The organism is Actinoplanes aureus (assembly GCF_015704865.1).
In the GTDB taxonomy this organism is placed as follows: domain Bacteria; phylum Actinomycetota; class Actinomycetes; order Mycobacteriales; family Micromonosporaceae; genus Actinoplanes; species Actinoplanes aureus.
Map to the genome: position 1 here is coordinate 207,272 of NZ_JADQTO010000002.1, position 14,794 is coordinate 222,065.

Annotated in this window: 10 protein-coding genes; 7 read left to right on the forward strand and 3 right to left on the reverse strand. The window is 70.2% G+C overall.

Features of this window, described 5'->3' with window-relative positions:
• The first annotated feature begins 61 nt into the window (after positions 1 to 61).
• Both I4J89_RS03860 and I4J89_RS03865 read left to right on the forward strand, forming a co-directional pair.
• On the forward strand, positions 62 to 2,443 hold the full coding sequence (locus tag I4J89_RS03860; protein ID WP_309238174.1) for a transglycosylase domain-containing protein: 2,382 nt from the start codon (positions 62 to 64) through the stop codon (positions 2,441 to 2,443).
• Positions 2,444 to 2,577: 134 nt separating this feature from the next.
• Entirely contained in the window at positions 2,578 to 4,095 is a 1,518-nt protein-coding gene (locus I4J89_RS03865) for a glycosyltransferase family 87 protein (RefSeq protein ID WP_196412414.1), read from the forward strand.
• Here I4J89_RS03865 and I4J89_RS03870 read toward each other — a convergent pair.
• The gene (locus I4J89_RS03870) at positions 4,085 to 6,691 is read right to left on the reverse strand and encodes a hypothetical protein (protein ID WP_373688095.1); all 2,607 of its coding nucleotides are present in this window, start codon (positions 6,689 to 6,691) and stop codon (positions 4,085 to 4,087) included. The genes I4J89_RS03865 and I4J89_RS03870 overlap by 11 nt on opposite strands.
• Before the next feature lie 22 nt (positions 6,692 to 6,713).
• On the reverse strand, positions 6,714 to 7,490 hold the full coding sequence (locus I4J89_RS03875; protein ID WP_196412416.1) for a deoxyribonuclease IV: 777 nt from the start codon (positions 7,488 to 7,490) through the stop codon (positions 6,714 to 6,716).
• 127 nt (positions 7,491 to 7,617) lie between these two features.
• On the opposite strand from I4J89_RS03875, the gene I4J89_RS03880 reads away from it, so the two are divergent.
• From I4J89_RS03880 to rplI, 5 genes are all read left to right on the forward strand, one after another.
• A complete protein-coding gene (locus tag I4J89_RS03880; RefSeq protein WP_196412417.1) occupies positions 7,618 to 8,640 on the forward strand; it encodes a hypothetical protein in 1,023 nt (340 codons plus the stop codon).
• Between the two features lie 296 nt (positions 8,641 to 8,936).
• Positions 8,937 to 9,227, forward strand: coding sequence for a 30S ribosomal protein S6 (gene rpsF / locus I4J89_RS03885; protein WP_014448192.1), 291 nt, complete (start codon positions 8,937 to 8,939; stop codon positions 9,225 to 9,227).
• Between the two features lie 64 nt (positions 9,228 to 9,291).
• On the forward strand, positions 9,292 to 9,864 hold the full coding sequence (locus I4J89_RS03890) for a single-stranded DNA-binding protein (RefSeq protein WP_196412418.1): 573 nt from the start codon (positions 9,292 to 9,294) through the stop codon (positions 9,862 to 9,864).
• Positions 9,865 to 9,900: 36 nt separating this feature from the next.
• Positions 9,901 to 10,140 carry a 30S ribosomal protein S18 gene (gene rpsR, locus I4J89_RS03895; RefSeq protein ID WP_007073789.1) on the forward strand — a complete coding sequence of 80 codons (240 nt, stop codon included), beginning with the start codon at positions 9,901 to 9,903 and terminating at the stop codon, positions 10,138 to 10,140.
• Between the two features lie 14 nt (positions 10,141 to 10,154).
• Positions 10,155 to 10,604 (forward strand): 50S ribosomal protein L9, encoded by a 450-nt coding sequence (rplI, locus tag I4J89_RS03900; protein ID WP_196412419.1) that lies wholly within the window; start codon positions 10,155 to 10,157, stop codon positions 10,602 to 10,604.
• A 98-nt stretch (positions 10,605 to 10,702) separates the two neighbouring features.
• Here rplI and I4J89_RS03905 read toward each other — a convergent pair whose 3' ends face one another.
• Complete coding sequence (locus I4J89_RS03905) at positions 10,703 to 14,707, reverse strand: hypothetical protein (protein WP_196412420.1); 4,005 nt, start codon at positions 14,705 to 14,707, stop codon at positions 10,703 to 10,705.
• Between the last annotated feature and the right edge of the window lie 87 nt (positions 14,708 to 14,794).

Below are 14,794 nucleotides of genomic sequence, written 5' to 3' on the forward strand. Positions count from 1 at the left end.
GGCGGGGCGCGCCTCGGTGGGAGCCTCAGCCTCGGTTTCTCCGGCCGGCGGGCGGGCCTCAGTGGCACGTGCCGCTGTCCGGCCGGTTCCGCCAGGAGGTGGCGGGCCCGGCGGTCCAGGCGGTCCGGGTGGCCCCGGTGGTCCCGGCGGCCTGGGTGGCGGCAAGGGCGGCCGGAGCAAGGCTGACAAGAAGTACCGTCGCGCCAACATCCTCACCGCCGCGGCCGCGGTCGTGGTGATCATGCTGGGTGTCGGGATCGTCGGCGGCACCTACTTCTTCGATGACGTCGATCTGCCCACGCCACAGGCGGAAGAGCAGATGAACGTCATCAAGAACGCCTCGAACCAGATCCTGGCGCGGGAGGGGGAGCCGCGTATCAACATCCCCTACCAGAAACTCAGCAAGACGCTCCAGTACGCCGTTGCCGCGGCTGAGGACAAGAACTTCTACAAGCACAGCGGCATCGACATGAAGGGCATCGCCCGCGCCGCGTGGAACAACTTCACCGGCGGCGACAAGCAGGGTGCCTCCACGATCACCCAGCAGTACGCCCGGCACGTCGCCGAGCTGAAGGACATCAGCTACAGCCGCAAGCTGCGTGAGGCTGTGATCGCCCGCAAGCTGGAGTCGAAGTACAGCAAAGACGAGATCATGGGTCTCTACCTGAACTTCATCGATCTCGGCCAGGGCCGGCTCGGCGTCGAGGCCGCCGCAAACGGCTACTTCAACAAGTCGGCGATCCAGGGCGGCAACGGCAAGATCAAGGAGCTCACCGTCTACGAGGCAGCGGTGATCGCCTCGATCATCAAGCAGCCGTACGCGACGAGCGGGCACCAGGGTTACGACCCCACCGTGAACCCGACGGACGCCAAGCAGCGGTGGGAGTACACGCTCAGCAACATGCTGGAGATGGGCTGGATCACCCAGGACCAGTACGACAAGCGTGCGTACCCCGCGCCGGTCAAGCCGTCGGCGACGAAGTGCAAGACCTGCGCCGACGGCAAGCCGGTCGGCATGATCATGCGGCACGTCACCTACGAGCTGAAGCAGATGGGTGTCACCGAGGCGGACGTCCGCAAGGGTGGCCTCGAGATCGTCACCACGATCAACCCCAAGGTGCAGAAGGCCGCCGAGGCGGCCGGCTCGCGTAAGAGCGCGACCTCGCCGATGAAGAACAAGCCGAAGACGTACCAGGCCGCGGTGATCGGTATCGACCCGAAGACCGGCGAGGTGCTCGGCTACTACGGCGGTGACGACCCCGAGGGCACCGACTACGGCGGCTACATGTCGGGTGACGGCAAGGGCATCGTGGAGTGGGGCGGTCAGTCGCCGGGCTCGACGTTCAAGATCTACACCCTGATGGCCGGCCTCCAGCGGGACCTCTCTTTCAAGTCCATCTGGAACGGCAAGCTGAAGCCGGAGGGCCGCGGCGAAATCAGCAACGCGGGCCAGGAGAGCAGCGAAGTTTGTAGCGGCAAGATCGAGGGTTGTGAACTCGAGCGGGCGACGATCAAGTCGTACAACTTCCCGTTCTACTGGATCGCCGACACCATCGGACACGAGAAGGTCATCGAGGCCGCCAAGGTCGCGGGTGTCGAGCACATGTGGACCAACGGGTCGAAGAAGTACCCGTCCGGCAAGATGATCGACCTTACCTCGACCAAGGAATCCACCTGGAAGTCCGAGTTCTCGAACGAGGTCGCCTTCGGGCAGTTCCGGGTCCTGCCGCTCGAGCACGCGGCGGGCGTGGCCACCATCCTCAACGGCGGCGTCCGGCACAACGCACACTTCATCAAGACCGTGAAGCGGCTCGACCCGAACACCGGCAAGTACGTCGCCTGGAAGACCGCGAAGGTCGCCGGCAAGGAGGTCTACCCGCGGGCCCAGACCACCGACCTGCTCGGTGTGATGGGAAAGATCCCCGGCGACCAGGGCAACACCCTGCAAAACGGCCGCCCGGCCGTCTCCAAGAGTGGTACCTGGGAGTTCGGCAAGGGCAACGGTGATACCTGGTACGTCGGCGGCATTCCGCAGCTCGCGGCGACCGTCTGGGTCGGTGGGGCGAAGAACAAGGTCCAGCTCAAGGACGGCGGCGGGGACATGTTCGGCTCCGGCACGCCGGCCGACATCTGGAAAGAGTTCCTCAACACCGTGACCGAGGAGCTCGACTGGGAAGTGGAGCGGTTCCCGGACCGGATCCCAGGCGGCAGCCCTGAGGCCATGGGCAACGGCATCAAGCAGGTCGAAGAGCCGAAGAAGGATCCTGTGCTGGACGCCCTGTGCCAGAACGCTCCGCAGCTGGCGGTCTGCCAGGAGCAGACGGGCAACGGTGGCGTTGACAACAACGGCGGTGGCAACAACAACGGCGGTGGCAACAACAACGGCGGTGGCAACAACAACGGTGGCGGCAACAACGGCGGCGGAGACGACGACGGAGATTGACGCCCGGTAAACCGTGACGACGGCGCTCACCTCATCCGGGGTGGGCGCCGTTTTCATGCACTGTCCTGTGAAGATCGGTGTGGCACAGCGGTCGGTCCCCGCTTGGACCGCCGGATGCGGCATGATGCCAAGTCATGAGCACGCAACCGTCCACCGACCGGCCCGAAGTCTCGAAGGCGACTTCGGACGGTTTCGTGCGGGGACTGTCCCAGTTCATCGGCGGGCCGCTCGGCTCGCACGCCGTGCCGCCGGAGACGCGACCCGGCCGGTTCTGGACCGCGCCGCGGATCGTGCTGGCGTTGACCTGCCTGGTCCTGGCGTTCTCCTGGGTGCAGAAGTCGCCCTGCATGGACGGGAACTGGCAGAAGAACAGCCAGTACACCCGGTACTGCTACACCGACGTGCTGGCGCTCTACTTCGCCGAAGGCATCAACGAGGGCAAGGTGCCCTACGTCGACCACCCGGTCGAGTATCCGGTGGTCACCGGCTACTTCATGGGCGCGCTCGGGCTGCCGGTGCACTCGTACGGGGAGAGCCACCCGGACATCAACCAGGGCACCTGGTTCTACAACGCCAACGCCCTGGTGCTCTCGCTCTTCGCGGTCGCCACCGTCGCGGTCCTCCTCGCCCTGAGGCGCCGCCGGCCCTGGGACGCGGCGATCTTCGCGGTCTCACCGATCCTGCTGTTCTCCGCCACGGTCAACTGGGACCTGCTGGCGATCGGCCTGGCGGCGATCGGCCTCTACCTCTGGGTCAAGCGAAAGCCGGTGTGGGCCGGCGTCTTCCTCGGCCTGGGCGCCGCGGCGAAACTCTGGCCGATCTTCATCCTCGGCCCGATCCTGATTCTCGCCCTGCGGACCGGAAAGCTGCGGCCGTGGGTGAGTTCGTTCGTGGCCGCCGCCGTCACCTGGGCCGTGGTGAACTTTCCGGTCTTCTACTGGTACCACGAGAGCTGGCTGCGGTTCTTCCGGCTCAACTCGGAGCGACCGATCGACTGGGGCACGTTCTGGTACATCGGGCGCTACTTCGACGGAAAGTGGAACACCGGCGTCGACGGTGACCAGGGACCGTTCCAGTGGCTGAGCAACAACATCCCGACGCTCAACTACGTGTCGTACGCCTTGTTCGGTCTCTCCTGCCTGGCCATCCTGCTCCTCGGCCTGCTCGCGCCGCGCCGCCCCCGCCTCGCCCAGCTGGCCTTCCTGGTCGTCGCCGCGTTCCTGCTCTTCAGCAAGGTGTGGTCGCAGCAGTACGTGCTCTGGCTGCTGCCGCTGATCGTCCTGGCCCGGCCGAAGTGGGGCGCGATCATCGCGTGGAGCATCGCCGAGGTCGGCTACCTCGCGGCCTTCTACGCCGAGCTGATCGGCGCGGGCGGTAAGACGGTCATCCCGGAGGGCACCTTCGTGCTGGCCTCGACCGCTCGATTCGTCACCGTCGCCGTGCTGTGCGGGCTGGTGGTGCGCGAGATCTGGCGGCCTGAGTTGGACGTGGTCCGGCAGTCCTACGACGGGGCCGACCCCGACGCCGGACCTCTCGACGGCCCGGACGTCAGATGGATCAGCGGATTCCGCCGCACCTTCGGCCTGGGACGGTCGAAGGAGGCCCTGGACGCCGCGCCGGCGGCGTCCGAATCCGCTGCGCTCAAGGTCTGACCGGCTCGCTGGAATCGAAGGAGATCCTGGGCGTCGTGCCGGCGGCGCCTGGATCCGCTGGGCTCAAGGTCCCAGGGCTTGCCGGAGCGTTTACCGGCTGAAGCCGGCCCGTGCCGGTCCCGAGCCCCGGAGTCGGGCTGATGCTGCTTCCCAGCGTCGGTTGCGGGCTACCCCCTGGCTGTGGACTGACCCCGAGGCCCGGCTGTGGACTGATCCCGATCCCTGGCTGCGTGCCGGTGCTGGGAGCTGGTTGCGGGCCCGACGGCTGCGGAGAGGCCGTGCTCGACCGGCTCAGCCGGAACACCACCGCGTCCGGCAGATCCTCACGCTGGATGCCGAGAGCATCCACCGGCACGTCGCCGGCACGCTCCCACGGCGTGCCCACCACCTCGGCCCGGAGCAGCAGCACCGTGCTGATGCCGATCGACCGCAGGTACTCGACGCTCGGCATGTCCGGGAACGAGGCGACCCGGGTGCGCAACTCGCTCTGCCGGGCGGCGGCGAAGGTGCCACCACCGTTCGCCATCGGCTCGAACCGGGAAGTGGACCAGAGCTGCACCATCTGATCGGAGATCTCCGCCGTCGGCAGCACCAGCAGCGGGCCGGTGACCGTCCGCATCGCGGCGGGCTGCGCCGGCACGACCGGGTGCGCGGTCGCGTTCCACCCCTCCAGCCCGATCAGGATCACCGGCGCCAGCATCGCGGTCCGCATCCACGGGCCCGGCCAGGGCGGCATCCGCAGCTCCGCCAGATGCTCGGCCCGGCGGACGAAGTCGTCGACCGCGCCGGCCGCCAGAACAGCCAGGATCAGCGTCACCCAGAACATCAACCGGCCCGGGATGCGCAGATCGAACGAGGCCGGGAAGTGGCCGAAGAGCGGCAGGTAGGTCCAGCGGCCGCCGAAGAAGGTGGTGCCCAGTGTCAGGACGACGGTCACGGCCAGGCCCAGGAACAGCAGAAGCCGGTGTCGCAGCCGCCAGATCGAGAAGAACAGACCGGTCAGGGCCAGTGCGTACAGCACGAAGCCGGGCAGCAGCGACATCTCGCCGGCCCAGCCGAGCGAGGAGCGCGGAACCACGTGCGCGGCACCCCAGACACGCGACTCGGCGGGACCGATCAGCAGGCCGCGCAGCGGCGGTGAGAAGAATCGGATCTCCTCAAGGCGCGACCCGGACTCCGGCACCAACGCGTACGGCACGGCGATCAGCAGCGCGACACCGGCGAAGATCGTGGCGCCGAGCGTGTCCGTGGCCACAAGACGCCACCCGAGCAGCGAGTCGTGCTTGCCGCGCAGGAAGCGGTGCAGCGCCAGCCGGCCGTCGTGCACGGCGCCGTGCACGATCGAGGCCACCAGCAGGACGACCAGGATCAGACCCAGCACGTACGCGAACGGCACACCGAGCGAGAACCCGAGACTGACCTGCCAGACGGCGACCGCCCAGCCCGCGGCGGCCCAGCCGACGTGCCGGCGTGCGGGCCGGAAACCGTGCCGCAGTGAGTAGCCGTGGCCCCGGGCCAGCATGGCCAGGGCCAGCGGGATGCCACCCGCCGAGATGACGTCGAGATGCCCCTCCTGGGCCAGCCGCCACGGCGCACACGCCACAGCGATTGCCGCGGCCGCCGAGCCGATCGGCCGGGCACCGAGCTGGCGCACCAGGGCGTAGGTGCCGATCGCCAGCAGGGCGTGCGCAACCACGAAAAGAATGTTGTAGCGCAGTACCGCGGCGAGCGGTCCGTCGCCGAGCATCGCGAACGGCGCGTAGCCGAGCAGGCTGTCGCCGAACCCGAAACTTAGTGGCTCCGGGTAGTAGGCGTTGGAGTGCCACAGACGGATCGGATCGGAGCTAAGGATGTGCCCGGCCCAGGCGATCTGCCAAGCCTGCCGGGCCGGATCAGCGAGGTCCTGCGGGAGGGTGTGCATCGGGTAGCGCAGGGTCGGCCAGGTCATCAGGACAGCGAGCAGGCAGCCGGCGTAGATGACCAGTGCGTACTCGTGGATCAGGGACCGGCGGGCGGTGCGTAGTGCGCGGCTGATGCGACTGGGCGGTTGCTCGGGGATGGTGGCGAACACGGTCCACGGGTCCGGTGGGGCGCCGGGCGGGCGGGTGGCGGGGAGTTGCTTCCGCTGCCGGGGAATGGCGCCGGCTGAGCTCTTGCTCGCGCTGCCGTTCCCGGCCACAGCCGTGGTCTGTGGATCACCGGCCGCTGTCGCGCCGGTGTCCAGATTGCCGCCTTTGCCTACTTTGTCCGAGCCACCCACCGCAGTGCCGGAGCCGCCCTCTGCGGCGCCGGCCGAGCCCCTAGGCCCAGACGTCGCGCCCGCTTCACCCCTCACATCAGAGGCAGCGCCCGCATCTCTGTCCCGCGCACGCTTCGCACCGAAGATGCCGAACCGCCGCCGTGGCCGGGCCCGACCGGCCTCTTTCCTGTCCTCATCCACCGTGCCGGCGGCTTGACCAGCCGCAGCCGGCTTGCTCGAGTCGACGGCAGGAGCGGCCTTCTGCTGATCCGGAACCGTAGCCATGGGCACGGGTGAGCTCGACCCGCTCCCACCCGCGACGGGCGCGGGCAAGATGGGTTTCCGCTGCTCGGTCATGACCCTCCCGTGCCGCTCCGCGTCAGACGCCCGCCCGCTCCCGCAGAAGGGCGATGTCGGCAGCCTGACCCTCCACGCCGCCCGGCGTCTCCACAATGGCCGGCGCCCCGGAGGCGCGGATCGCCGCCACCACCAACTCCGGGTCGATCTTCCCACTCCCGAGGTTGTCGTGCCGGTCCTGGCCGGAGTCGAATCCGCCCTTCGAATCGTTCGCATGGACCAGGTCGATCCGGCCGGTGATCGACTTCACCCGGTCGACGATGCCGACCAGGTCCTCGCCGCCGGCATAGGCGTGACAGGTGTCCAGGCAGAAGCCCGCGCCGAACGGTCCGACCGCCTCCCACAACCGGGCCAGGGCGTCGAATCGCCGGGCACACGCGTTGTCACCGCCGGCGGTGTTCTCGATCAGCACCGGGAGCGGCAGTCCACCGTCGTTCTCCGCGTACTCAAATGCCTTTTTCCAGTTTGCGAAGCCGGCGTCGAGGTCGGCGCCGGCGCCGACGTGCCCACCGTGCACGATCAGGCCTTTCGCACCGAGCTCGGCGGCCGCCTTGGCGTGCGCCATCAGCAGCTTGCGGCTGGGGATGCGGATCCGGTTGTTGAGCGTCGCGACATTGATGATGTAGGGCGCGTGGATGTAGACGTCCACCTCGGACGCCCGCAGCCGCTCCGCATCCTCGCGCGGTTTGGGCGACTTGTACCCCTGTGGGTCGGTGAGGAAGAACTGCACCGCCTCCGCGCCGCGGGCAGTGGCCTCGGCCAGCGGGTCGGCGGAATCGACGTGGGCTCCGATGCGCATGTGACGAGCCTACGACGCGGGTACGACGCTTTCCTCCCGCGTCACCGCGCTCCGCCGCTCCTCGTTAACTGCATTGATCACGCTTGACGGATGCCGGCGCTGCCGGCGGTGGACTAGGGGATGGTGCATGTCGCGGCAGTTCCGATACCGGGTGGCGGCGCTGATGCTGAGCGGGTTGATCTTCGGCGCGCCGCTGCTCACGAACGGGACGGCGAGCGCTGAGCAGATCGACCAGGGCGACCGCCAGGTCAGCTTCGGCGGCGGAGTGCTCGGTCTCTCCTGCGAGTCCCGGCCGAACGTGGAGGCGCTGACGGTGCCGCCGGAAACCGTGGTGCGGGTGCTCAACCGGACCGGCCACGACGCCTGGCTCCGGCTGGGCGGCGCGCCGAAGGGCACCGTGCCGGAGAACGGCTCGGCCGAGGTCGTGTTCCGGCGCGGCACGACGTCGGTACTGCTGACGCCGGACTGTGCCATGGACGACGAGGCGGTGCCGGTGCTGGTCACGGCGGCGCCGTCGGACCCGGCCACGCAGCCCGGCCCGGTGCCGGTCCCGGCCGGCGGAGGTGCCGCCACGATGATGTCGAAACCGGCCGGATCCGGGTCATCCTCGGATTCCCGGGGCGGCTCGGTGCTGCCGGACTCGGTTTCTCCGGCGCAGCGCCCGGCACGCGGCACCGCGGGCTCGGCCACGTCGGGCACTCGCCGGACCGCCGATTCGCGCGCGGCGGCCGAGGCCCGGACTGCGACCAGTGCGACGCAGGCCATGCCGCAGGGCGGCGCGAGCTCGCAACTCAAGATCAAAACTATGCGGGGTACGGCGGGAGTCGGCGCACCCGCTTTCGCCGGGATGCCGCCGGGTGACCGGAGGACGATCCTGCCCGCGACACCCGAGATGTCCGGGGCGGCTGCCACGCCGGCCGCACAGAACGCCCAGGCCGCGGTGCCGACCGCCGAGGGGATTCCGGTCAGGGGCGCCACCGAGCCGACCGGCGGGACGGTCGCCGAGCCGGTCGCGGCGGTGGGGCCGATCCGGGAGGGCCGGCCGATCGGACTACTCGGCCTCACTGCCCTGATCTGTGTCCTCGGCGTCTCAACCGCCGCGATTCGGGCAATCGTGTCGCAACGTGCATCTCGCACAAACATCGCGTAAGCTCTTCCGTGAAAGCTCCGCGGGGCGGACGCGTCCACCTCATCGGTGTGGTCGTTCCTCCCCAGGTCCCACCCAACGAACCGGGCCGGACGCCCCGCGGCTCTCCCTTTCGACGACCTCGTCCCCGGACGGGGTCGTCGTTTTTGGGCCCGGCGCCCGACCTGGGTATGCTGGCTCGGTTCGCAGTGTGTTCGCCGTGGGCGCTCCTACTACCCACGGCTTTCTTCTGCGTTCGACACAAGACCTCCTGCCACGGAAAGACCGTGGCCGCATAGCCCACAGGAGGTGAGAACGTCTTGCGTCATTACGAACTCATGGTGATCCTCGACCCTTCGCTCGAGGAGCGCACCGTGGCCCCGTCGCTCGATCAGTACCTGAACGTGATCAGGACCGCGGGTGGATCGGTGGAGAAGCTCGATGTCTGGGGCCGTCGCCGGCTCTCGTTCGAGATCAACAAGAAGGCTGAAGGCATCTACGCGGTCGTTGACCTGCAGGCGACGCCCGAGGCCGTGGCCGAGCTGGACCGTCAGCTCCGGCTCAACGAGTCCATCCTGCGTACCAAGGTCATCCGTCCCGAGACCCGCTGAGGCGTTTTTGTCAGAGGGTCCTGAGACCCTTTGCCTCAACGACTGAAGCGGCGAGGAGAAGTTCATGGCAGGAGAAACCACCATCACGGTCATCGGCAATCTGACCGATGACCCCGTGCTGCGCTTCACCCCGTCGGGTGCGGCGGTCGCCAATTTCCGCATCGCTTCCACGCCGCGGACTTTGGATCGCCAATCGGGCGAGTGGAAAGACGGCGAGCCACTCTTCCTCGCGTGCAACATCTGGCGTGACGCCGCCGAGCACGTCGCCGAGTCGCTGCAGCGTGGCGCTCGGGTGATCGTGCAGGGCCGGCTGCGCCAGCGGTCTTACGAGACCAAAGAGGGAGAGAAGCGCACCGTCATCGAGCTCGAGGTCGACGAGATCGGCCCATCCCTGCGCTACGCCACGGCGAAGGTGCAGAAGATGAGCCGTTCCGGCGGCGGAGGGGGCGGCTTCGGCGCCTCCGGTGGTGGCAACCGGCAGTTCAGTGGCGGCGGTAATCGAGGCGGCGGCGGCAACGGCGGCGGCGGCTTCGACGACGACCCCTGGGCCTCGGCTGCCCCGGCTTCCAGCGGCGGCCGTTCCGGCGGTGGCGGCGGTGGGGGCAACTCCTCGTTCGACGACGAGCCTCCCTTCTAAGCCCTACGGGCTTTCTTGAGTTCAGGAGTTAGAGCAATGGCTAAGGCTGCGGCACTTCGCAAGCCGAAGAAGAAGGTGAACCCGCTCGACAAGGACGGGATCACCTACATCGACTACAAGGACACCGCGCTCCTGCGGAAGTTCATCTCCGACCGCGGCAAGATCCGTGCCCGCCGCGTCACCGGTGTGACCTCCCAGCAGCAGCGGCAGATCGCCCGCGCGGTCAAGAACGCCCGTGAGATGGCGCTCTTGCCGTACACGGCCACGGCGCGCTGAGAGGGGGCACCGAGATGAAGATCATCCTTACTCAGGAAGTGTCGGGCCTCGGCACCCCCGGCGACATCGTCGAGGTGAAGAACGGCTACGGCCGTAACTACCTGCTGCCCCAGGGTTTCGCGATTCAGTGGACCAAGGGTGCGGAGAAGCAGGTCGTGGTCATCAAGCGGGCCCGCGAGGCCCGTGAGATCCGTGACCTGGGCCAGGCCAACGAGGTCAAGGGCCAGCTGGCCGGCCTCAAGGTCACGCTGTCGGCGCGGTCCGGCAACGGCGGCCGCCTCTTCGGCTCGATCACCCCGGCCGAGATCGTCGACGCGGTCAAGGCCGCCGGCGGCCCGGCCCTGGACCGTCGTCGTCTCGAGCTGCCGGGTCACATCAAGACCACGGGCTCGTACAACGTCCAGGTCAAGCTGCACCCCGAGGTGACCGCGACGTTCCCGGTGAACGTGGTGGCCTCCAAGTAACAAGCTCCACCGAAACGGCACGTCAGGTTCTGCCTGACGTGCCGTTTGCATTCTCCCGCAGTGGCCGCGTCCTGCGCGGCGGGAGCGCCGCACCAGATCTAGCTGAGGCTGTTGCCGGTGATGGCGGAACTCAGCACGGTGGCCAGGCCACCGCCCACCACCGCGGCCGCCAGGCCCACGCTCGCCGATTTCCAGGCGGTCGTGGCCCAGCGGAGGCAGAGAGCCACCAGCACGCTCAACGCCAGCGAGACGCCGAACTCGGGTGCGGCGCCTGCGAGCGTGTCCAGCGCGTGGTTGCGCTGACCGCTGTTGAGCAGGAACATGCCGGCGACGAAGAGGATCACGGGTACGCCGTACCAGACGATCGTGTAACCGACCGCGGCAAGCGGACCGCCGCTGGTCTCCGTCTCCTCCTCGTCATCGTCCGGGTTGAGGAGATCGTTGCCCTGTCCGACGAGCATGCCGCTGCCGACCGGGCGCCGCTCGTAGGAGCCGCTGCCCTGGAACGCGCCGGTGGTGCGGCGCGGTGGCCAGGAGGTGTCCTCCTCCAGGTCGTCAGCCGGGGCCTCCGGCACCCGGGAGATCACCGAGGTGGCGCTCATGGCCAGATTCGACGCTCCGGCGACCGTGGCTGAGCCACTTGGCCGAAAGGGCGGAAAGTCCGACGTGTCGTAACGGCGGGATTCGCCCTCGGTTAGAACGTTTTCCCGGGAAAGCTCCTGGCGCCAATCGGTCTCACCGTCCTGCCCGGCACCGTCGCGATACTGAGCGCCGCCGCGGCGTGCGGCGCGCTCGGCGGTGAGCCAGTCGCCCGGTACTCGGGCCTGGCCGTAGCCGCCTGCGGCAGGAGGATCGTCCGGGTCGTCGTAGCCGCGTTCCGCGCGCGACTGACTCTCCGAGGCCCCGTAGGCGGGAGCACTCGCCCGGCGTGGCTGGCTCAGCGGATCGGGCCACTGAGAGGCGGCGGGAGCACCGTACGTACCCTGGCGCGGCGCCGGCCCCTGCCAGGTCTGCCCACCGCCCGGCTGGGAACGCCAGGTCGGAGCAGCGGGCTCAGGCGAAGGTTCCGACCAGGCCGGACCGCCGGCGGGCAACTCGCGAGGGCCACCGTAGGAGGGCCGTCGCTGCTCCTGCTCGGCCCACGACGGCCCGGCGGAGGTCTGCTGGCCGGTGTCGGGCCATTGCGAGCCGCCGGCGGGTAGTGCGCGGGGGCTGCCGTAGCCGGGTCGGCGCTGTTCCTGCTCGGCCCATGATGGTGCGCCGGAGCCCGGTCGGCCGGCGGCGGGCCGCTGTGAGCCGCCGGCGGGCAACTCGCGAGGACCGCCGTAGGAGGGCCGGCGCTGTTCCTGCTCGGCCCACGACGGCCCGGCGGGGGACTGCTGGCCGGTGTCGGGCCATTGCGTGCCGCCGGCGGGTAGTGCGCGGGGGCTGCCGTAGCCGGGCCGGCGCGGCTCTTGCCCGGCCCACGATGCTCCATCGGGCGGGAGTTCCCGGGAGGGCGTCGGGTCACGGTAGGGCTGGCGCGGTTCGCGGTCGGCCCAGGCCGGTCCCCCGGGCGTGGCGTCCCGGTTGGGTTGGCCGCGGTCGGCCCACGGCCCGCCAGGGGTGGCGGCTCGGTTCGGCTGGCGCGGTCCGCGGTCATCCCAGCTGGGCCGGCCGGGCATGGCATCCCGGTTGGGCTGGCGGGATTCCCGATCGGCCCACCCGGGCCCGCTGGGCATGGCGTCCCTGCCGGGCTGGCGTGGTTCGCGGTCAGCCCAGGCCGGTCCACCGGAAGTGGTGTCTCTGCCGGGCTGGCGTGGTTCGCGGTCAGCCCAGGCCGGTCCACCGGAAGTGGTGTCTCTGCCGGGCTGGCGTGGTTCGCGGTCGGCCCAGGCCGGTCCGCCGGAAGTGGTGTCTCGGCTGGGCTGGCGGGGCTCCGGGTCGGCCCAGGTGGGCCCGCCGAGTGTGGTGTCTCTGCCGGACTGGCGGGGTTCGCGGTCGGCCCAGGATGGTCCACCGGGAGTGGCGTCTCTGCCGGGCTGGCGGGGTTCCTGGCCCGTCCACGACGGCCCACCGGGCGGGAGTTCGCGGGAAGGCTGGCGGAGTTCCCGGTCGGCCCACGACGGGCTGCCGGCGGGCAGCTCCCGGGAGGGTGCCGGGTCCGGCCACTGCGAGCCGCCGGCCGGCAACTCGCGCTGACTGCCATACGCCTGGCGGGGCGGCATGGGGCCCTGCTGCCAGCCGCCCGTCGGGTACTCCTCAGGCTCGGCGTTCTGCCGGCGGGACTGACGGCTCGGCCGGGGCTCGGGTGTGGCCTGCCAGGCTTCCGGGCCCGGCGTCTCCGGGGCGCGGCGGCGGCCACCACCGTAGGTGTCGTCCCGGTGCCGGCGGCCGCTCTCCTGGTCGTACGCCCCCGGTGTGCTCGGCGTCGCCGCCCCGCTCCATGGTGCGCTGCCGGGCATCGCGCTGTTCGGGCGGATGGCACCGGGCATGGCACTACGCGGACGGGTGCTCGGCACGCCGATCCGGGCGTCGGCCGGCACCCCACTGGCCGGCCACGCCGCACCGGAGGTCGGGGCGCCGGGAACGCCGCTACTCGGAAGGGGACCTCCAGGAACGCCGCCGCTCGGCGGATCTGACCGGCGGCCGCGGCGGGGACCCGCGGTATCGCCCTCGTCGCTCGCCCTGCCGGCCTCGCGGCGGGCCGCCTCGGCACGCCAGGCCAGGACGCGTGGGTCGTCCTCGGCGCGGCTCCATTGGCCGGTGTCGGGGTCCCGGGTCCAGTTGCTGGTGTCGGGCTCCGCCTCCCACGATGCGGTGTCCTCGCGCCAGTCGGTGGTGTTCGCGTTGTAGCGGGCCGGCCGCCCACGGCGTGCCCGGGAGCGGTCCGTCGCGCCGGTATCCGCGGGACTGCCCGGGTAGCCGGCTGGTGCGGCGCTGGTCGGCTCGTACGAGGCTGGGGTTTCACCCTGCTGGGACGTGTCGTCCCGGCGGCTGCGTCGCCCGCCGGACCTGGTCGGCGCCTCGGCGCGGGCGCCCCAGGTGGGCTGAGCGCCGCCGGGCGCGTCCGGATAGATCTGGATGCTGCCGGTGTCGGTGTGCCTGGCCCAGTTGTCCGCGGAGTCGGAGGTGGTCGACCAGCCCGTGCCCCCGGACGGGGTGGACGTGGAATCGACCTCCGGCGCCCGCCGCCGGCCCGGTCGCTGCGGCTGCTCCGCATAGCCCGCGTCGCGTTGCCAGGCGGCCCGGTCGTCCTCGCGGACCAGGTGACGGGCGTCCTCGACGGGCGAGGTCTGCCAGCCCGGCGCCTCGGTGCGTTCCCAACGGGTCATGCCGACGGTGTTCTCGCCGGGCGGCTGCTCGGGGCCACGGCTCCGAGCGTCGGCGGAGCGCTGCCACGACGGCTGCTGCCAGGACGGGGTGGTGGTCGCCGGGGGCTCGGACCAGGTCTGCTCGACGGGCTGGGTGGCCCGGCCCGGTTCCTCGGCACGCCACGACGGTGTGCCCTCCGGCTCTCGACGCTGCCAGTCCTCCGGCTCGGCTCGCTGCCAGGACGGGGTCTGGGTGGACGACTGCTGCCACGATGGCGTCTGCTGCCAGGAGGGGGTCGACGACTCGCTGCTCTGACCGGCATCCGACTCCGGCGTCGGCCAGGCGGTCCCGGTGATCGCCGGCTGTTCCCTCTCCGGAGTGAAGTCTTCGCCGCTCCGCCAGGCCTCGGTGGTCGAGCGCCAGACGTGTGAGCCGGTCGAGGACCGCCACTCGGTGGTCTGCCGCCAGCGGGCGCCGGTCGCCCGCCACTCGGCGGTCTGGGTGCGCCAGCCGACGCCGTCAGCGGGGAACGTGGGGCGGCCCGTGGAGGCGACGTCGGACCACCGGTTCGCCGGCTCAATGGCCTGGCTGCCGCTGCTGTACGGCTCGACCTCGGCCTGCTGAGCCCATGCGTCAGCGCGCCGCTGCCAGGTCAGCGCCTCTTCACTGGGCGCCAGGCTCCCGGTGTCGGCGAGCGAGGCCCATCGAGGCTCGGACTCGCTGATCTCCGGTTCCCGGGTGGGCCAAGCCTCCGCAGCGCGCCGATCGCGCGACATGCGGGCGCCATAGTCCCACTCCCGTTGGTCCACGTGAAAAGGGTGACGTGCGAGAGACGGAACCGCAACGCCTCAGCGCGACGGCTTGCTCACGCCCGACACTATTTCCCCTGATCCGGA